This is a genomic window from Streptomyces sp. B1I3 (assembly GCF_030816615.1).
GTDB lineage: Bacteria > Actinomycetota > Actinomycetes > Streptomycetales > Streptomycetaceae > Streptomyces.
Genome location: NZ_JAUSYD010000001.1, coordinates 2299668 through 2318493 on the forward strand (window position 1 = coordinate 2299668; position 18826 = coordinate 2318493).

Below are 18826 nucleotides of genomic sequence, written 5' to 3' on the forward strand. Positions count from 1 at the left end.
GAGCGCTCAAGTCTGCCCTCGTGTACCCGGGACACCGGCCGAGCGTCTAGCCTGGCAGCGAATCGAAGCGGCGAGAAACGGGCACAGGACTCGGGAAAGCGACGAGACACCATATGGGGAGTGCTGTGATCACCGCGCGCGCGGCTGCCACCTTCGATCCGGTCGGACGCTCGGTCGCGACGGCCCGCGCTTTCGTCCGCGACACCCTCCAGGGGTGGGGCTACACCGACGTGGTCGACGACGCCGTCGTCCTGACCAGCGAACTCGTCACGAATGCGGTCGTCCACGCGGGCACGGCCGCCGATGTTCTGTGCCTGCGCACCGAGGACGGCGTACGCGTCGAGGTGTCCGACCACTATCCGGAACGGGAGATCCCGCTCCAGAGCTCCGGCCTGGACTTCGGAAGCCCCGACCGGGAGGGCGGCCGGGGCCTGCTGCTGTGCGCGGCCCTCGCCTCCCGCTGGGGCGTCGAGTACTCCCCGACCCACAAGCACGTCTGGTTCCAGCTCGATCTGCCCGACCGCCCCGTGGGCATCCGCTCGGCGGGACCTGTCCTGCCGACGGCCCTGCTCCCGGTCACGGACGAGCGTGTGCGGGTGGCCGTCGTCCAGATCGACCGTTCCGGTTCCATCGCCGCGTGGAACGACGACGCCGCCTTCCTCTTCGGTCATACCGCGGACCAGGTCACGGGCAAGCAGCTCACCGACTTCGTGGCCTGGCCGCACACCCCGGGCACCAACACCGGGATCGCCGACGCCCTGCAGCTCTCCCGCTGGGAGGGCAGCTACGGCGTCCGCGGCGCCGACGGCCGGGTCATCCCGGTGTACTCCTCGCACCTCAGGGTCCGCGACACCCAGGGGGAGCCGTCCACGGTCTGCCTCCTGGTGCGTGACTACGAGCGTGCGGTGATCCAGACCCCGGCCCGCACCCCTGTCTCCGACGGCACGGCCGAGAACCGCTCCACGGACCCGTTCGAGGTCTTCATCGGTTCACCGGCCCCCGACGACCTCGACGGGCTGCTGCAGCGCACCGTCGAGCGGGCGCGGGACATGCTCGACGCCGACTCCGCCTTCCTGCTGCTCGCCACCGACGACGAGACGGAGCTGGAGGTGCGGGCGACGACCGGCCTCCCCTCGGCCCGTCAGCGCTTCGCACGGGTCCCTGTGGAGGCCGGGACGGGCCGCTACGGCTCCGCCCGCATGCCGGCGGTCCACGAGGACCTCATGGCCGTTCCGGGCGCCGTACCGCTGCTCACCGACACCGGCATGCGCTCCGTGGTCACGGTGCCTCTGAAGGTCGAGGGCCGGCTCACGGGTTCCCTGGGTGTCGCGGCCGAGGCGGCCGGGCGGTACTCCAACGAGGAGGCGCTGCGCCTGCAGTTCGCCGCGGACCGCATCGCGCTGGCCGTCGAGTCGGCGCGGCTCGGCGAGCTGGAGCGTCTGCGCCGCGGCTCGTTGTCCTTCCTCGTCGAGGCGTCCGACCTGCTCGCCGGCACGCTGGACAGGGACCAGACCCTGGCGCTGATGGCCCAGATGACGGTCCCCACCCTGGCGACCTGGTGTGCCGTCTACACCATCGCCGACCAGTCCTCGGAGCCGTTCCTCTCCTACGTCCTGCACGAGGACGAGGAGCGGATCGACGGGCTGAAGGCTCTGCTGTCCTCGATCGATCCGCCGGAGCCCGTGCCGACGCCGGGCGCCCGCATCTGGCCCGCTCCGGCGGCCGCCGGGCACAAGGCGGCCCTGCACATGTCCACGCGCAGCCTCGGCCGGGACGCGCCCCTGAGCATGGGCGCCGCGGCCCGGAACACGCTGGCCACCGCGGCTGCCGTGGGCGGTGAGACCGTGGTCCTGCCGCTCGTGGCGAGGAACCGTGTGATCGGCATGCTGACGCTCGGGAAGCCGTCTGACGACCACTTCCGCCAGGAGATCCTGGAACTGGCCGAGGACCTGTCCCGGCGGGCTGCTCTCGCCCTCGACAACGCCCGTCTGTACTCCGAGCGCATGGCGATCAGCCAGTCCCTCCAGCGCAGTCTTCTGCCGCCCGGCCTGCCCGACGTGCCCAATGTCGAGATCGAGGTCATCTACCGCGCGGCGGGCGAGGGCAACGAGGTCGGCGGCGACTTCTACGACGTGTTCCCGATCCGCGACGGAGCGTACGGCTTCGCCATCGGCGACGTCTGCGGTACGGGGCCGGAGGCGGCGGCCGTCACGGGTCTGGCCCGGCACGCCCTGCGTCTGCTGGCGCGGGAGGGCTTCAACGGCCCGGCGGTGCTGGAGCGGCTCAACGCCGCGATCCTGGACGAAGGGGCCCGCAGCCGCTTCCTCACCCTGCTGTACGGCGAACTGTGGCCCCAGGAGGACGGCAGCGCCCTCCTGAAGGTGGTCTGCGCCGGCCATCCCCTGCCGTTGCGCCTGCGCCAGGACGGGTCCGTCGAGGCGGCGGCCGAGCCGCAGCCGCTGCTGGGCGTGATCGAGGACCTCGAACTGTACGAGGAGGAGGTCGTCCTCGAGCCCGGGGACGTGCTCCTCTGTGTGACCGACGGGGTCACCGAGCGGCGTGAGGGGGCCCGGATGCTCGGCGACGACGGCCTGGCCGACGTCCTCACGATGTGCACCGGGCTGACGGCCGGCGCGGTGGCCGGAAGGATCCTGCGGGCGGTCGAGCGCTTTGCCGCGGAGCCGGCCTCGGACGACATGGCCATTCTGGCCATGCGCGTCCCGGAGCCGCAGACGTTCTAGAAACGGAGAAACATGAGAAAGGCCCCCCGCCTGAGGCGGGGGGCCTTTCTTCTTGCCGAGCCCCAATGCGGAATCGAACCGCAGACCTTCTCCTTACCATGGAGACGCTCTACCGACTGAGCTATTGGGGCCTGTCGCCTTGCGGCAACGAGGTAAAGCATACCCCGGGAGAATGGGTGTTCATAACCATCCGGCCCGGCTGATCGCGCGGGTCTCCTCGGGCTCCCTCCCGATGCTCGGGGTACCTGCCGGCCTGTTCGCGGCCCACCGGCTTCTTCGCGGCCTGACGGCCCGCCGGCCGGCAGAGAGGGTGCGACCGGCGGGTCGGCGACTCACCTGGCCCCTCCCGGCCGGGTCGTGAACGCAGTCGGGTCGTGAACGCAGAAAAGCCCCGTGCCACAAGGGCACGGGGCTTTCCCGGAATAATTGTTCGGCGGCGTCCTACTCTCCCACAGGGTCCCCCCTGCAGTACCATCGGCGCTGAAAGGCTTAGCTTCCGGGTTCGGAATGTAACCGGGCGTTTCCCTAACGCAATGACCACCGAAACACTATGAAATTAACCAACACCGGATGAAAACACGGCCGTTCGTTATTTCAGAACTAACACAGTGGACGCGAGCAACTGAGGACAAGCCCTCGGCCTATTAGTACCAGTCAGCTCCACCCGTTACCGGGCTTCCACATCTGGCCTATCAACCCAGTCGTCTACTGGGAGCCTTAACCACTCAAGGTGGTGGGAATACTCATCTTGAAGCAGGCTTCCCGCTTAGATGCTTTCAGCGGTTATCCTTTCCGAACGTAGCCAACCAGCCATGCCCTTGGCAGGACAACTGGCACACCAGAGGTTCGTCCGTCCCGGTCCTCTCGTACTAGGGACAGCCCTTCTCAATATTCCTACGCGCACAGCGGATAGGGACCGAACTGTCTCACGACGTTCTAAACCCAGCTCGCGTACCGCTTTAATGGGCGAACAGCCCAACCCTTGGGACCGACTCCAGCCCCAGGATGCGACGAGCCGACATCGAGGTGCCAAACCATCCCGTCGATATGGACTCTTGGGGAAGATCAGCCTGTTATCCCCGGGGTACCTTTTATCCGTTGAGCGACAGCGCTTCCACAAGCCACTGCCGGATCACTAGTCCCGACTTTCGTCCCTGCTCGACCCGTCGGTCTCACAGTCAAGCTCCCTTGTGCACTTACACTCAACACCTGATTGCCAACCAGGCTGAGGGAACCTTTGGGCGCCTCCGTTACTCTTTAGGAGGCAACCGCCCCAGTTAAACTACCCATCAGACACTGTCCCTGATCCGGATCACGGACCCAGGTTAGACATCCAGCACGACCAGAGTGGTATTTCAAGGACGACTCCACAACCACTGGCGTGGCCGCTTCAAAGTCTCCCACCTATCCTACACAAGCCGAACCGAACACCAATATCAAACTATAGTAAAGGTCCCGGGGTCTTTCCGTCCTGCTGCGCGAAACGAGCATCTTTACTCGTAGTGCAATTTCACCGGGCCTATGGTTGAGACAGTCGAGAAGTCGTTACGCCATTCGTGCAGGTCGGAACTTACCCGACAAGGAATTTCGCTACCTTAGGATGGTTATAGTTACCACCGCCGTTTACTGGCGCTTAAGTTCTCAGCTTCGCACACCCGAAAGTGCACTAACCGGTCCCCTTAACGTTCCAGCACCGGGCAGGCGTCAGTCCGTATACATCGCCTTACGGCTTCGCACGGACCTGTGTTTTTAGTAAACAGTCGCTTCTCGCTGGTCTCTGCGGCCACCCCCAGCTCATGGAGTAAATCCAATCACCAGTGATGGCCCCCCTTCTCCCGAAGTTACGGGGGCATTTTGCCGAGTTCCTTAACCATAGTTCACCCGAACGCCTCGGTATTCTCTACCTGACTACCTGAGTCGGTTTAGGGTACGGGCCGCCATGAAACTCGCTAGAGGCTTTTCTCGACAGCATAGGATCATCCACTTCACCACAATCGGCTCGGCATCAGGTCTCAGCCTTAATGTGTGACGGATTTGCCTACCACACGGCCTACACCCTTACCCCGGGACAACCACCGCCCGGGCTGGACTACCTTCCTGCGTCACCCCATCGCTTACCTAATACAAGTCTGGTTCGTCGGCTCCACCACTACCCTCAACTCCGAAGAGATCGGGCCGGCTTCACGGACTTAGCATCGCCTGATTCAGTATTGGGCGTTTCAAAGCGGGTACCGGAATATCAACCGGTTGTCCATCGACTACGCCTGTCGGCCTCGCCTTAGGTCCCGACTTACCCTGGGCAGATCAGCTTGACCCAGGAACCCTTAGTCAATCGGCGCACACGTTTCTCACGTGTGTATCGCTACTCATGCCTGCATTCTCACTCGTGAACCGTCCACAACTCGCTTCCGCGGCTGCTTCACCCGGCACACGACGCTCCCCTACCCATCCATACTCCCGTTGGGGATATGTGTATGAATGACACGACTTCGGCGGTACGCTTGAGCCCCGCTACATTGTCGGCGCGGAATCACTTGACCAGTGAGCTATTACGCACTCTTTCAAGGGTGGCTGCTTCTAAGCCAACCTCCTGGTTGTCTCTGCGACTCCACATCCTTTCCCACTTAGCGTACGCTTAGGGGCCTTAGTCGATGCTCTGGGCTGTTTCCCTCTCGACCATGGAGCTTATCCCCCACAGTCTCACTGCCGTGCTCTCACTTACCGGCATTCGGAGTTTGGCTAAGGTCAGTAACCCGGTAGGGCCCATCGCCTATCCAGTGCTCTACCTCCGGCAAGAAACACACGACGCTGCACCTAAATGCATTTCGGGGAGAACCAGCTATCACGGAGTTTGATTGGCCTTTCACCCCTAACCACAGGTCATCCCCCAGGTTTTCAACCCTGGTGGGTTCGGTCCTCCACGAAGTCTTACCTCCGCTTCAACCTGCCCATGGCTAGATCACTCCGCTTCGGGTCTAGAGCGTGCAACTCAATCGCCCTATTCGGACTCGCTTTCGCTACGGCTTCCCCACACGGGTTAACCTCGCTACACACCGCTAACTCGCAGGCTCATTCTTCAAAAGGCACGCAGTCACGACTGCATGTGCAAGCACATACAGCGACGCTCCCACGGCTTGTAGGCACACGGTTTCAGGTACTATTTCACTCCGCTCCCGCGGTACTTTTCACCATTCCCTCACGGTACTATCCGCTATCGGTCACCAGGGAATATTTAGGCTTAGCGGGTGGTCCCGCCAGATTCACACGGGATTTCTCGGGCCCCGTGCTACTTGGGTGTCTCTCAAGCAAGCCGTTGATGTTTCAGCTACGGGGGTCTTACCCTCTACGCCGGACCTTTCGCATGTCCTTCGCCTACATCAACGGTTTCTGACTCGCCTCACAGCCGGCAGACTGTGAAAGAGAGATCCCACAACCCCGTATGCGCAACCCCTGCCGGGTATCACACGCATACGGTTTGGCCTGATCCAGTTTCGCTCGCCACTACTCCCGGAATCACGGTTGTTTTCTCTTCCTGAGGGTACTGAGATGTTTCACTTCCCCTCGTTCCCTCCACACTGCCTATGTGTTCAGCAGCGGGTGACAGCCCATGACGGCTGCCGGGTTTCCCCATTCGGAAACCCCCGGATCAAAGCTTGGTTGACAGCTCCCCGGGGACTATCGTGGCCTCCCACGTCCTTCATCGGTTCCTGGTGCCAAGGCATCCACCGTGCGCCCTTAAAAACTTGGCCACAGATGCTCGCGTCCACTGTGCAGTTCTCAAACAACGACCAGCCACCCATCACCCCACCCTTACAGGCGAGTTCACTGGGGCCGGCAACCGAAGGCGACCTCACGGCCATACCTTCAGATACCCAACAGCGTGCCCGGCACAATCAACCCGTTCTCGTGTTCCACACCGAAGCAGTACTAACGAAAACCAGCCAACCGTGCCGAATAGTCAACGTTCCACCCATGAGCAACCAGCACCGAACATTCGCCGGTGTACTGGCCTCTGACCCGGAAAACCGGGTAAGAAGTGCTCCTTAGAAAGGAGGTGATCCAGCCGCACCTTCCGGTACGGCTACCTTGTTACGACTTCGTCCCAATCGCCAGTCCCACCTTCGACAGCTCCCTCCCACAAGGGGTTGGGCCACCGGCTTCGGGTGTTACCGACTTTCGTGACGTGACGGGCGGTGTGTACAAGGCCCGGGAACGTATTCACCGCAGCAATGCTGATCTGCGATTACTAGCAACTCCGACTTCATGGGGTCGAGTTGCAGACCCCAATCCGAACTGAGACCGGCTTTTTGAGATTCGCTCCGCCTCGCGGCATCGCAGCTCATTGTACCGGCCATTGTAGCACGTGTGCAGCCCAAGACATAAGGGGCATGATGACTTGACGTCGTCCCCACCTTCCTCCGAGTTGACCCCGGCAGTCTCCTGTGAGTCCCCATCACCCCGAAGGGCATGCTGGCAACACAGAACAAGGGTTGCGCTCGTTGCGGGACTTAACCCAACATCTCACGACACGAGCTGACGACAGCCATGCACCACCTGTATACCGACCACAAGGGGGGCACCATCTCTGATGCTTTCCGGTATATGTCAAGCCTTGGTAAGGTTCTTCGCGTTGCGTCGAATTAAGCCACATGCTCCGCTGCTTGTGCGGGCCCCCGTCAATTCCTTTGAGTTTTAGCCTTGCGGCCGTACTCCCCAGGCGGGGAACTTAATGCGTTAGCTGCGGCACCGACGACGTGGAATGTCGCCAACACCTAGTTCCCAACGTTTACGGCGTGGACTACCAGGGTATCTAATCCTGTTCGCTCCCCACGCTTTCGCTCCTCAGCGTCAGTAATGGCCCAGAGATCCGCCTTCGCCACCGGTGTTCCTCCTGATATCTGCGCATTTCACCGCTACACCAGGAATTCCGATCTCCCCTACCACACTCTAGCTAGCCCGTATCGAATGCAGACCCGGGGTTAAGCCCCGGGCTTTCACATCCGACGTGACAAGCCGCCTACGAGCTCTTTACGCCCAATAATTCCGGACAACGCTTGCGCCCTACGTATTACCGCGGCTGCTGGCACGTAGTTAGCCGGCGCTTCTTCTGCAGGTACCGTCACTTTCGCTTCTTCCCTGCTGAAAGAGGTTTACAACCCGAAGGCCGTCATCCCTCACGCGGCGTCGCTGCATCAGGCTTTCGCCCATTGTGCAATATTCCCCACTGCTGCCTCCCGTAGGAGTCTGGGCCGTGTCTCAGTCCCAGTGTGGCCGGTCGCCCTCTCAGGCCGGCTACCCGTCGTCGCCTTGGTAGGCCATCACCCCACCAACAAGCTGATAGGCCGCGGGCTCATCCTTCACCGCCGGAGCTTTTAACCCCGTCCCATGCGGGACAGAGTGTTATCCGGTATTAGACCCCGTTTCCAGGGCTTGTCCCAGAGTGAAGGGCAGATTGCCCACGTGTTACTCACCCGTTCGCCACTAATCCACCCCGAAGGGCTTCATCGTTCGACTTGCATGTGTTAAGCACGCCGCCAGCGTTCGTCCTGAGCCAGGATCAAACTCTCCGTGAATGTTTTCCCGTAATCGGGATCACAACACGAGAGCGGAACAACCGAACGGAATAAGAACGGTTGTTCACAGCGTCCTCGCTGTTGTTGCCTACCGGACCGGTAAAGGCCGGCAGGACTTTTTCAAAGGAACCACCAACCTGCCGAAGCAGGCCGGGGTATCAACATATCTGGCGTTGACTTTTGGCACGCTGTTGAGTTCTCAAGGAACGGACGCTTCCTTCGGTCCCGTTTCACCGGGGCCCTCCGGGCGCTTCCCTTCGTTCTTGCGTTTCCGACTCTATCAGACTCTTTCGTGTCCGATTCCCGGCCGAAGCGGGTTCCTGCTGTTTCGCTTTCCAGTTCTTCGCTTTCGCGTTTCCCTTTCCGGCGAGTCCGACTTTACCAGACTCTTTTTCGTTCCGTTTCCGGTCCGAGTTCGATTCCAGCGGCCTGCGGAGGGCCTTTGCCTTTCGGCGGATCCGACTTTATCAGAGATTCTGAGTCGGAATTCCTCCCCCTGCTGGGATGCTTCCGTGCACATACGTGCGCGGGGCGCTTCCCGTTCGGGCGGAGACGTAAACGTACTGGAGGGGGGCTCCCCGATGCAAATCGGGAAGCCCCCCTCCAGGGAGCGGCCGCCGGGATCAGACCTCGACGACGACCGGAAGGATCATCGGGCGCCGGCGGTAGGTGTCCGAGACCCACTTGCCCACCGTGCGCCTGATCAGCTGCTGGAGCTGGTGCGGCTCCATCACGCCGTCCTGCGCCGACTTGTTGAGCGCCTCCTCGACCTTGGGCACGACGGCCGTGAACGCGCCGTCGTCGATGCCCGAACCGCGGGCCTGGATGTGCGGGCCGCCCACGATCTTGCCCGAGGAGCTGTCGACCACGATGAAGACCGAGATGATGCCCTCGTCGCCGAGGATGCGGCGGTCCTTGAGGGAGGTCTCCGTGACGTCGCCGACAGAGAGACCGTCGACGTACACGTAACCCGCCTGCACCTTGCCGACGATCTTGGCCTTGCCGTCCACGAGGTCGACGACGACACCGTCCTCGGCGATGACGATGTGGTCCTTCGGCACGCCGGTCAGGGCACCGAGCTCGGCGTTCGCCCTGAGGTGGCGCCATTCGCCGTGCACCGGCATCAGGTTCTTCGGCTTGCAGATGTTGTAGAAGTACAGCAGCTCGCCGGCTGACGCGTGTCCCGAGACGTGGACCTTGGCGTTGCCCTTGTGGACGACGTTCGCGCCCCACCGGGTGAGGCCGTTGATCACGCGGTAGACCGCGTTCTCGTTCCCCGGGATCAGGGACGACGCGAGGATCACCGTGTCACCCGGAACGATCCGGATCTGGTGGTCACGGTTGGCCATGCGGGAGAGGGCTGCCATCGGCTCGCCCTGGGAACCCGTGCAGACCAGCACGACCTCGTCGTCGGGCAGATCGTCGAGCGTCTTCACGTCGACGACCAGGCCGGCCGGCACCTTCAGATAACCCAGGTCCCGCGCGATGCCCATGTTGCGGACCATGGAGCGCCCCACGAAGGCGACCCTGCGGCCGTACTCGTGGGCGGCGTCCAGGATCTGCTGGATGCGGTGGACGTGGCTGGCGAAGCTGGCCACGATGATGCGCTTCTGGGCGTTGGCGAAGACCGTGCGCAGGACGTTGGAGATGTCCCTCTCCGGCGGGACGAAGCCGGGTACTTCGGCGTTCGTCGAGTCGGAGAGCAGCAGGTCGATGCCCTCCTCGCTCAACCGGGCGAAGGCGTGCAGGTCGGTGAGGCGGCCGTCCAGCGGGAGCTGGTCCATCTTGAAGTCGCCGGTCGCGACGGCCAGACCCGCGGGGGTGCGGATGGCGACTGCGAGAGCGTCCGGGATGGAGTGGTTCACCGCGATGAACTCGCAGTCGAAGACGCCGATGCGCTCGCGCTGCCCCTCGGTCACCTCGAGGGTGTAGGGACGGATGCGGTGCTCCTGGAGCTTGGCCTCGATGAGCGCGAGAGTCAGCTTGGAGCCGATGAGCGGGATGTCCGGCTTCAGGCGGAGCAGGTAGGGGACACCGCCGATGTGGTCCTCGTGGCCGTGCGTGAGGACGATGCCCTCGACGTCGTCCAGGCGGTCCCGGATCGTGGTGAAGTCCGGAAGGATCAGGTCGATCCCGGGCTGCTCCTCCTCGGGGAAGAGCACACCGCAGTCGACGATGAGCAGGCGGCCGCCGTACTCGAAGACCGTCATGTTGCGGCCGATCTCGCCCAGGCCACCGAGCGGGGTGACCCGCAGGCCGCCCTTCGGGAGCTTCGGCGGGGTACCGAGTTCAGGATGTGGATGACTCAAAAGACTCTCCTTACCACGCGCGCCACGTACCGCTGAGGGCACGTGGCGCGCATGTCATTCGTGCACTTGCTGTTGTCAGGTGGTGTTTCGGTTGCGAGTCTCCTCGCGTATTCAGTTGTGAAGTCCGTGGTTACAGCTGTACCCCGCCGGCAGCGAGATCGATCTTGAGCTGGGCCGTCTCCTGCGCGGTGAGCTCCACCATGGGCAGGCGCAGCGGTCCGGCGGGCAGGCCCTGCAGGGTGAGCGCGGCCTTCGTGGTGATCACGCCCTGGGTGCGGAACATCCCGGTGAAGACCGGAAGCAGCTTCTGGTGGATCTCGGTGGCCTTCTGCACGTCGCCGCCGAGGTGCGCCTGGAGGAGCGCGCACAGGTCCGGGGTGACGACGTGGCCGACGACGGAGACGAAGCCCACGGCGCCGACCGAGAGCAGCGGGAGGTTCAGCATGTCGTCGCCGGAGTACCAGGCGAGGCCGGACTGGGCGATGGCCCAGCTGGCGCGGCCCAGATCTCCCTTGGCGTCCTTGTTGGCGACGATCCGCGGGTGCTCGGCGAGTCGCACGAGCGTCTCCGTGTCGATCGGCACACCGCTGCGGCCGGGAATGTCGTAGAGCATGACCGGCAGCCCGGTGGAGTCCGCGATGGCGCCGAAGTGCCGCAGCAGACCCTCCTGCGGGGGCTTGTTGTAGTACGGCGTGACCGCGAGGAGGCCGTGGGCGCCGGTCCGCTCGGCGGTGCGGGCCAGCTCGATGCTGTGCCGGGTGTCATTGGTCCCGATGCCGGCCACGACGTGGGCCCGGTCTCCTACGGCTTCGAGGACAGCCCGTACGAGCTGGTCTTTCTCCGCGTCGCTGGTGGTCGGGGACTCGCCCGTGGTGCCGTTGACGACCAGGCCGTCGTTGCCTGCGTCCACCAGGTGGGCGGCGAGCCGCTGGGCACCGTCGAGGTCGAGAGCGCCGTCCGCCGTGAGGGGCGTGACCATAGCGGTGAGGACCCGCCCGAAGGGGGTCTGCGGAGTGGAGATCGGAGCCATGGGTAACACGCTACTCGTTGCTCGGAGCGCCGGGTCCCCTCGGGGGGACGGGGAAGAGGAGCCCGGCACTGCCTGCTCGGGGGTTCAAGCAGTGCCGGGTCCGTTTCATCAGCCTAGATGAACTTCTCATAAGGCCGCAATACGGACACCGCCTACGGGGCTACCCGTCCGTTTTTGTTGAAGGCGGCATGAGTGAGCGGCATCAGCTTCTGCCAGTGCTGCTCCATCTGTTCGCCGACCATTTCGATCTCGCGCTGCGGGAAGGACGGGACCTTCGCCAGCTCGTGCTGGGTACGCAGGCCGAGGAAGTGCATCAGCGAGCGGGCGTTGCACGTGGCGTACATCGTCGAGAACAGACCGACGGGCAGGACCGCACGGGCGACCTCACGGGCGACTCCGGCGGCCAGCATCTCCTGGTAGGCGTCGTACGCCTGGCGGTAGGACGCCTCCATCGCACGGCTGGTGAGCGCGTGCTGCTCAGGGGTTCCCTCGACGAACTCGTACTTGCCGGGGCGGCCCTGCTGGATGAGCTTGCGCGACTCCCCCGGGACGTAGAAGACCGGTTCGAGCTCCCTGTAACGACCCGATTCCTCGTTGTACGACCAGCCCACGCGGTGCCGCATGAACTCGCGGAACACGAAGATCGGGGCGCTGATGAAGAAGGTCATCGAGTTGTGCTCGAACGGGCTTCCGTGCCGGTCGCGCATCAAATAGTTGATGAGCCCCTTCGAGCGCTCGGGGTCCTTCGTGACCTCCTCCAGGGACTGCTCGCCGGCCGTCGACACACGGGCCGCGAACAGTACGTCGGAGTCGGTGGCAGCCGATTTCACCAGGTCAACGGTGACATCGCTGCGGAAGTGGGCCTTCGTGGGCTCGGGGGTGTCGGTCACCGGCGGGGGTCCTTCCAATGGCGTCGCTCGGGCGGCGTCCACTCTACGGGCCCACGAGGAGAGCCTCCGTCAGCGGGAATTCTTGAACGTTTCGGCGATTCGGGGCACCGATCGGGTCGCCCGTACGTCTGACTCATTAGCACCACCCACCACAGAGTTCAAGGAGATCTTCCTCATGTTCCGCCGGCGTGAATCCGTCCCGTTCTCGTTCGTCGCCGAGGCCGACCGGTTCCGCAGCAATGTCACTCCGCCTCCCCGCGAACGGGCCAGCGTCTCGCAGCTGGCCGGCCGCTCCCTCGTGGGCCTCACCCTGATCGCCGGTTTCGCCGGGGCGCTCCTCTTCGGCGTCCCCGCCCTCGACACCGGCAGCGCGCCCTCGCACGGCCAGACGTCCGAGGCGTCCCAGCACCGCTGACCCGTACGGGCCCCCTGGGGTGGTCGCCCGGGGGGCTGCTCGGTAGCCTCACCGGGCACAGCAATCGAGCGTGCTTGTGAGTGAGGATCAGTCGTGCCCCTGCCCTTCCTGACGGCCGACCGCGCATTCGACGCGGGTGCGGAGGACATCGCGCTGCCGTTCGACGACCACGACAGCTGGCGGCGGCCCTACCGCCCCGGTCCGTGGCGGGTCGCGGCAGCGGCCGCCCTGCTGCTGCTGGCGTCCTTCGTGCTGCTCGCGGCGATGATCATCTCCCTCGCGGGGGCACTGTCCGGCGCGACCGCCTGTTTCGTCCTCGCCGGTCTGATGATCGTCTGCGCGTTGCGGCTGCTGCGCGTGGGCGCCTGGGTCAGCCGTCACGGCGTCCGCCGGGTGGGCTTCTTCCGCACGACCACCGTGCCGTGGGAGAGGGCCGCGTCGGTCCGCACGGTCCAGCAGCCGGTGCGGTGGCTCGGCCTCCCGCGCACCGTCCAGGGCCAGGCCCTGATCGTGGTGCGGCGCAGCGGTGAGCCGCTGCGGCCGCTGGTCACGGACCACAATGCCGACTTCCTGGCCCGTGCCGAGGCCTTCGAACGCGCCACCGACACGATCGAGGCCTGGGGCGACGAGTACCGCACCGGCTGACCTGGACGGCCCGCCCGGCCCCGCCCGCCGCAGGACGGGTCAGGGCGGGCCGGACGGAACGCCCCAGGACGGGGCCCGGCCCGGACCGCGGCAGGACGCACGGCAAGCCGGTACGGCGCCGCTCAGGCGCGTACCGGCTTGTTCGCGTGCAGGGCGATGGCCCGCTGCATCGCCTTGCGGGCCCGTGGGGTGTCCCTGGCGTCCTGGTAGGCGACGGCCAGCCTGAACCAGCAGCGCCAGTCGTCCGGGGCGTCCTCGGTCTCCTCGCGTCGCCGTGCGAACACGGCGTCGGCCGAGGCGCGGTCGATGCGTCCGGAGGGAGTACGCAGCAGCTCGTCGACGGGGAGGCCGCCCTCCGCGTCCAGTTCCACCGCCAGTGCGTTGGCCCGGCGGACGAACTGGGTGTTCTTCCAGAGGAACCAGATGCCGATCACCGGAAGGATCAGCACCGCCACGCCGAACGTGACCGTCAGCAGCGTGCCGTGCCGGATGAGCAGGACGCCGCGGCTGCCGGCCAGGACGAAGTAGAAGACCAGGACGGCGGCGGTGACGGTGTACGTGAGCTTTGCGCGCATGGGGTGGGGCCCAGTCAGTTCAGGTCGAGGAAGTGTTCCAGGCCGAAGGTGAGGCCGGGAGTGGTCACCACGCGGCGCGTGCCGAGCAGGATGCCCGGCATGAAGCTGCTGTGGTGCAGGGAGTCGTGGCGGATCGTGAGGGTCTCCCCCTCGCCGCCCAGCAGGACCTCCTGGTGGGCGAGGAGGCCGCGGAGCCGGACCGAGTGGACCGGGATGCCCGCGACGTCCGCGCCACGGGCGCCGTCCGGCCCGGTCGCGGTGGCGTCCGGCTGCGGGGCGCAGCCTGCCTTCTCGCGGGCCGCGGCGACCAGCTGGGCGGTGCGGGTGGCGGTGCCGGAGGGTGCGTCCGTCTTGTTCGGGTGGTGGAGCTCGATCACCTCGACGGACTCGAAGTAGCGGGCGGCCTGCTCCGCGAACTTCATCGTGAGCACCGCGCCGATGGAGAAGTTCGGCGCGATGAGCACACCGGTCCCCGGGGAGGCGGCGAGCCAGGTGTTCAGCTGCGCGAGCCGTTCGTCGGTCCAGCCCGTGGTGCCGACGACGGCGTGGATGCCGTTGCGGACGCAGAAGTCGAGATTGCCCATCACCGACGCGGGGGTGGTGAGCTCGACGACGGCCTGGGCACCGGAGTCCGTCAGGGTCTCCAGCGTGTCGCCGCGGCCGAGTGCGGCCACCAGCTCCATGTCACCGGCGGCCTCGACGGCTCGCACCGCTTCGGACCCGATGCGTCCCTGGGCGCCGAGAACGGCCACGCGCAGCTTGCTCATGTGCTCTGTTTTCCTTACGGGGGAGGTTAGGAGACCGCTTCGTGGAGGCGGTCCGCCTGCTTGTCCTTCAGGGGGCCGATGACCGAGAGCGAGGGCCGGTGTCCGAGGACGTCGGCCGCCACCGCGCGGACCTCGTCGGGGGTGACCGCCGCGATCCTCGCCAGCATGTCGTCGACCGACATCTGCTCGCCCCAGCACAGTTCGCTCTTGCCGATGCGGTTCATCAGCGCGCCGGTGTCCTCCAGGCCGAGGACGGTCGAGCCGGCCAGCTGGCCGACGGCGCGTGCGATCTCCTCGTCGCCGAGGCCGTCGCTCGCCACCCGGTCGAGCTCGTCGCGGCAGATCTTGAGGACGTCGTGCACCTGGCTGGGCCGGCAGCCCGCGTAGACGCCGAAGAGCCCGCAGTCTGCGAAGCCCGAGGTGTACGAGTACACGCTGTATGCGAGACCGCGCTTCTCCCGTACCTCCTGGAAGAGGCGGGAGCTCATGCCGCCGCCGAGCGCGGTGTTCAGGACGCCCAGCGCCCAGCGGCGCTCGTCCGTCCTGGCGAGGCCGGGCATCCCGAGCACGACGTGGGCCTGCTCGGTCTTGCGGTTCAGCAGTTCGACCTTGCCGGCGGTCCGCAGGGTGCGGGAGCCTTCGCGCGGCGCCGTGGGCACGGCGTCGGTGCGGGTCAGCGCGCCGGCGCGCTCGAACGCCTTGCGGACCTGGCGTACGACCGTCGCGTGGTCGACGTTGCCGGCGGCGGCGACGACCAGGTGCGTGGGGTCGTAGTGCTTCTTGTAGAAGCGGGCGATCTGGCCGCGGTTCAGCGCGTTGATCGTGTCGACGGTCCCGAGCACCGGGCGGCCCAGCGGGGTGTCGCCGAGCATGGTGTGCGCGAACAGGTCGTGCACGCAGTCACCGGGATCGTCCTCCGTCATCGCGATCTCCTCGAGGATGACGCCGCGCTCGGCGTCGACGTCCTCGGAGGCGATCAGCGAACCGGTCAGCATGTCGCAGACGACGTCGATGGCCAGCGGCAGGTCGGTGTCCAGGACCCGCGCGTAGTAGCAGGTGTACTCCTTCGCCGTGAAGGCGTTCATCTCGCCGCCGACCGCGTCGATCGCGGACGAGATGTCGAGGGCGCTGCGCTCGGCGGTGCCCTTGAAGAGGAGGTGTTCGAGGTAGTGCGTCGCGCCGTTGAGGGTGGGCGTCTCGTCGCGTGAGCCGACGTTGGCCCAGATCCCGAAGGTGGCGGAGCGGACGGAGGGCAGGGTCTCGGTGACGACCCGGAGGCCGCCGGGGAGGACGGTGCGGCGGACGGTGCCGATGCCGTTGGTGCCCTTGAGGAGCGTTTGGGTACGGGCGACGGCCCGCCCCTCGGAGGAGGGGCGGGCCGTCGTCACGGAACTACGGGACGTCACTGGGAGGCGTCGTCCTTCTTCTCGTCGGCCTCTTCGCCCTCGATCACGGGGATCAGGGAGAGCTTGCCGCGGGAGTCGATCTCGGCGATCTCGACCTGGACCTTGGCACCGACGGCGAGCACGTCCTCGACGTTCTCCACACGCTTGCCACCGGCGAGCTTGCGGATCTGCGAGATGTGCAGCAGGCCGTCCTTGCCGGGCATGAGGGAGACGAACGCACCGAAGGTGGTGGTCTTGACGACCGTACCCAGGTAGCGCTCGCCGACCTCCGGCATGGTCGGGTTGGCGATCGCGTTGATCGTGGCGCGGGCGGCCTCGGCCTGCGAGCCCTGCTGGGCACCGATGTAGATGGTGCCGTCGTCCTCGATCGTGATGTCGGCGCCGGTGTCCTCCTGGATCTGGTTGATCATCTTGCCCTTGGGGCCGATGACCTCACCGATCTTGTCCACCGGGATCTTGACGGTGATGATCCGCGGGGCGTTCGGGGACATCTCGTCCGGGACGTCGATGGCCTCGTTCATGACGTCCAGGATGTGCAGACGCGCGTCACGGGCCTGCTTCAGCGCGGCGGCCAGGACCGAGGCGGGGATGCCGTCGAGCTTGGTGTCGAGCTGGAGCGCGGTCACGAACTGCTTCGTACCGGCGACCTTGAAGTCCATGTCGCCGAAGGCGTCCTCCGCACCGAGGATGTCGGTGAGGGCGACGTAGTGGGTCTTGCCGTCGATCTCCTCGGAGATCAGGCCCATGGCGATACCGGCGACGGCGGCCTTGAGGGGCACACCGGCGTTCAGCAGCGACATGGTGGAGGCGCAGACCGAGCCCATGGACGTCGAGCCGTTGGAGCCCAGCGCCTCGGAGACCTGGCGGATCGCGTAGGGGAAGTCCTCGCGCGACGGCAGCACCGGCACGATGGCGCGCTCGGCGAGCGCGCCGTGGCCGATCTCGCGGCGCTTGGGCGAGCCCACGCGGCCGGTCTCGCCGACGGAGTACGGCGGGAAGTTGTAGTTGTGCATGTAGCGCTTGCGGGTCACCGGGGAAAGGGTGTCCAGCTGCTGCTCCATACGGAGCATGTTGAGGGTGGTGACGCCCAGGATCTGGGTCTCGCCACGCTCGAACAGCGCCGAGCCGTGCACGCGCGGGATGGCCTCGACCTCGGCGGCGAGCGTACGGATGTCCGTGACGCCGCGGCCGTCGATGCGGACCTTGTCCTTGATGACGCGCTCGCGGACCAGCTTCTTGGTCAGCGCGCGGTAGGCACCGGAGATCTCCTTCTCGCGGCCCTCGAAGGCCGGGAGGAGCTTCTCGCCCGCGATCTCCTTGATGCGGTCCAGCTCCGCCTCGCGCTCCTGCTTGCCGGCGATGGTGAGCGCCTTGGCGAGCTCGGTGCTGACGGCGGAGGTGAGCGCCTCCAGGACGTCGTCCTGGTAGTCGAGGAAGACCGGGAACTCGCCGGTGGGCTTGGCGGCCTTGGCGGCGAGGTCGGACTGGGCCTTGCAGAGCGCCTTGATGAAGGGCTTCGCGGCCTCGAGACCGGCGGCGACGACCTCTTCGGTCGGGGCCTCGGCACCGTCCTGGACGAGCTGGATGGTCTTCTCGGTGGCCTCGGCCTCGACCATCATGATCGCGACGTCGCCGTCCTCGAGGACGCGACCGGCGACGACCATGTCGAAGACGGCGTCCTCGAGCTCGGTGTGCGTCGGGAAGGCGACCCACTGGCCCTTGATCAGGGCGACGCGGGTGGCGCCGATCGGGCCGGAGAAGGGCAGGCCCGCCAGGATCGTGGAGGCGGAGGCGGCGTTGATCGCGACCACGTCGTACAGGTGGTCGGGGTTGAGCGCCATGATCGTCTCGACGATCTGGATCTCGTTGCGCAGGCCCTTCTTGAAGGAGGGGCGCAGCGGGCGGTCGATCAGGCGGCAGGTGAGGATCGCGTCCTCGGAGGGCCGGCCCTCACGGCGGAAGAAGGAGCCGGGGATCTTGCCGGCCGCGTACTGCCGCTCCTCGACGTCCACCGTGAGGGGGAAGAAGTCGAGCTGGTCCTTGGGCCGCTTGGAGGCGGTGGTGGCCGACAGCACCATGGTGTCGTCGTCCAGGTACGCGACGGCGGAGCCGGCGGCCTGCTTGGCCAGGCGGCCCGTCTCGAAGCGGATGGTGCGGGTGCCGAAGGTGCCGTTGTCGATCACGGCTTCGGCGTAGTGGGTCTCGTTCTCCACTAGTGATTTCTCCATACTCGTCGTCTTTCGTCCTGCCGCCCGTGTGGCGGAGGACGGTGCGGAGAAGCGCATCGTGTGTGCGGGCCGGTCTTCGATCGAAGCTCCCGGGCGTTGCCCCGGGGGCCACTACCGAGGACCGGCGGCGGCCGTGAGGCGCCTCTCCTCGTCTTGTGTTGTGCGTCCAGGTTACTGAGCGGAACCCGGGTCACGCACGTACAGCAAAGGGAGCGGCCCCCTGGAACCGGGAACCGCTCCCTCTCAC

The 18826-nt window shown here is 65.8% G+C and carries 10 protein-coding genes, 1 tRNA gene and 3 rRNA genes; 3 read left to right on the plus strand and 11 right to left on the minus strand.

The annotated features are described in order from the left end of the window. Positions 1-125: 125 nt before the first annotated feature. On the plus strand, positions 126-2741 hold the full coding sequence (locus tag QFZ58_RS10415; protein WP_307124651.1) for a SpoIIE family protein phosphatase: 2616 nt from the start codon (positions 126-128) through the stop codon (positions 2739-2741). Between the two features lie 58 nt (positions 2742-2799). Here the strand turns inward: QFZ58_RS10415 and QFZ58_RS10420 are convergent. From QFZ58_RS10420 to thyX, 7 genes are all read right to left on the minus strand, one after another. Then, positions 2800-2872, minus strand: a tRNA-Thr gene (locus QFZ58_RS10420). Between the two features lie 297 nt (positions 2873-3169). After that, positions 3170-3286: ribosomal RNA gene (gene rrf, locus QFZ58_RS10425) — 5S ribosomal RNA — on the minus strand. Between the two features lie 79 nt (positions 3287-3365). Then, positions 3366-6490 (minus strand): 23S ribosomal RNA (locus tag QFZ58_RS10430). A 298-nt stretch (positions 6491-6788) separates the two neighbouring features. Further along, positions 6789-8314: ribosomal RNA gene (locus tag QFZ58_RS10435) — 16S ribosomal RNA — on the minus strand. The 16S, 23S and 5S rRNA genes sit together here with 1 tRNA gene alongside, the layout of an rRNA operon. 623 nt (positions 8315-8937) lie before the next feature. After that, positions 8938-10623 carry a ribonuclease J gene (locus QFZ58_RS10440; RefSeq protein ID WP_307124652.1) on the minus strand — a complete coding sequence of 562 codons (1686 nt, stop codon included), beginning with the start codon at positions 10621-10623 and terminating at the stop codon, positions 8938-8940. 130 nt (positions 10624-10753) lie between these two features. Beyond that, complete coding sequence (gene dapA / locus QFZ58_RS10445; RefSeq protein ID WP_307124653.1) at positions 10754-11653, minus strand: 4-hydroxy-tetrahydrodipicolinate synthase; 900 nt, start codon at positions 11651-11653, stop codon at positions 10754-10756. Positions 11654-11805: 152 nt separating this feature from the next. Then, complete coding sequence (gene thyX / locus QFZ58_RS10450; RefSeq protein ID WP_307124654.1) at positions 11806-12543, minus strand: FAD-dependent thymidylate synthase; 738 nt, start codon at positions 12541-12543, stop codon at positions 11806-11808. Between the two features lie 175 nt (positions 12544-12718). Here thyX and QFZ58_RS10455 point away from each other — a divergent pair, with 175 nt between their 5' ends. Beyond that, positions 12719-12958, plus strand: coding sequence for a hypothetical protein (locus tag QFZ58_RS10455; RefSeq protein ID WP_307124655.1), 240 nt, complete (start codon positions 12719-12721; stop codon positions 12956-12958). Between the two features lie 93 nt (positions 12959-13051). After that, the gene (locus QFZ58_RS10460) at positions 13052-13603 is read left to right on the plus strand and encodes a hypothetical protein (protein WP_307124656.1); all 552 of its coding nucleotides are present in this window, start codon (positions 13052-13054) and stop codon (positions 13601-13603) included. 122 nt (positions 13604-13725) lie between these two features. Here QFZ58_RS10460 and QFZ58_RS10465 read toward each other — a convergent pair whose 3' ends face one another. Genes QFZ58_RS10465 through QFZ58_RS10480 form a run of 4 tightly spaced genes read right to left on the minus strand, consistent with a single transcriptional unit; the run spans position 13726 to position 18564 of the window. Further along, positions 13726-14178, minus strand: a complete 453-nt coding sequence (locus QFZ58_RS10465) for a hypothetical protein (RefSeq protein ID WP_307124657.1) — start codon at positions 14176-14178, stop codon at positions 13726-13728. A gap of 14 nt (positions 14179-14192) precedes the next feature. After that, a complete protein-coding gene (dapB, locus tag QFZ58_RS10470; protein WP_307124658.1) occupies positions 14193-14945 on the minus strand; it encodes a 4-hydroxy-tetrahydrodipicolinate reductase in 753 nt (250 codons plus the stop codon). Between the two features lie 26 nt (positions 14946-14971). After that, a complete protein-coding gene (locus QFZ58_RS10475; protein WP_307124659.1) occupies positions 14972-16351 on the minus strand; it encodes a pitrilysin family protein in 1380 nt (459 codons plus the stop codon). Then, a complete protein-coding gene (locus QFZ58_RS10480; RefSeq protein WP_307128821.1) occupies positions 16348-18564 on the minus strand; it encodes a polyribonucleotide nucleotidyltransferase in 2217 nt (738 codons plus the stop codon). The genes QFZ58_RS10475 and QFZ58_RS10480 overlap by 4 nt, the downstream gene beginning before the upstream one ends. Positions 18565-18826 lie beyond the last annotated feature (262 nt).

Coding starts and splice junctions, on each gene's coding strand:
- dapB (WP_307124658.1), bottom strand. CDS start 14,945: ATGAGCAAGCTGCGCGTGGCCGTTCTCGGCGCCCAGGGACGCATCGGG.
- QFZ58_RS10465 (WP_307124657.1), bottom strand. CDS start 14,178: ATGCGCGCAAAGCTCACGTACACCGTCACCGCCGCCGTCCTGGTCTTC.
- dapA (WP_307124653.1), bottom strand. CDS start 11,653: ATGGCTCCGATCTCCACTCCGCAGACCCCCTTCGGGCGGGTCCTCACC.
- QFZ58_RS10455 (WP_307124655.1), top strand. CDS start 12,719: ATGTTCCGCCGGCGTGAATCCGTCCCGTTCTCGTTCGTCGCCGAGGCC.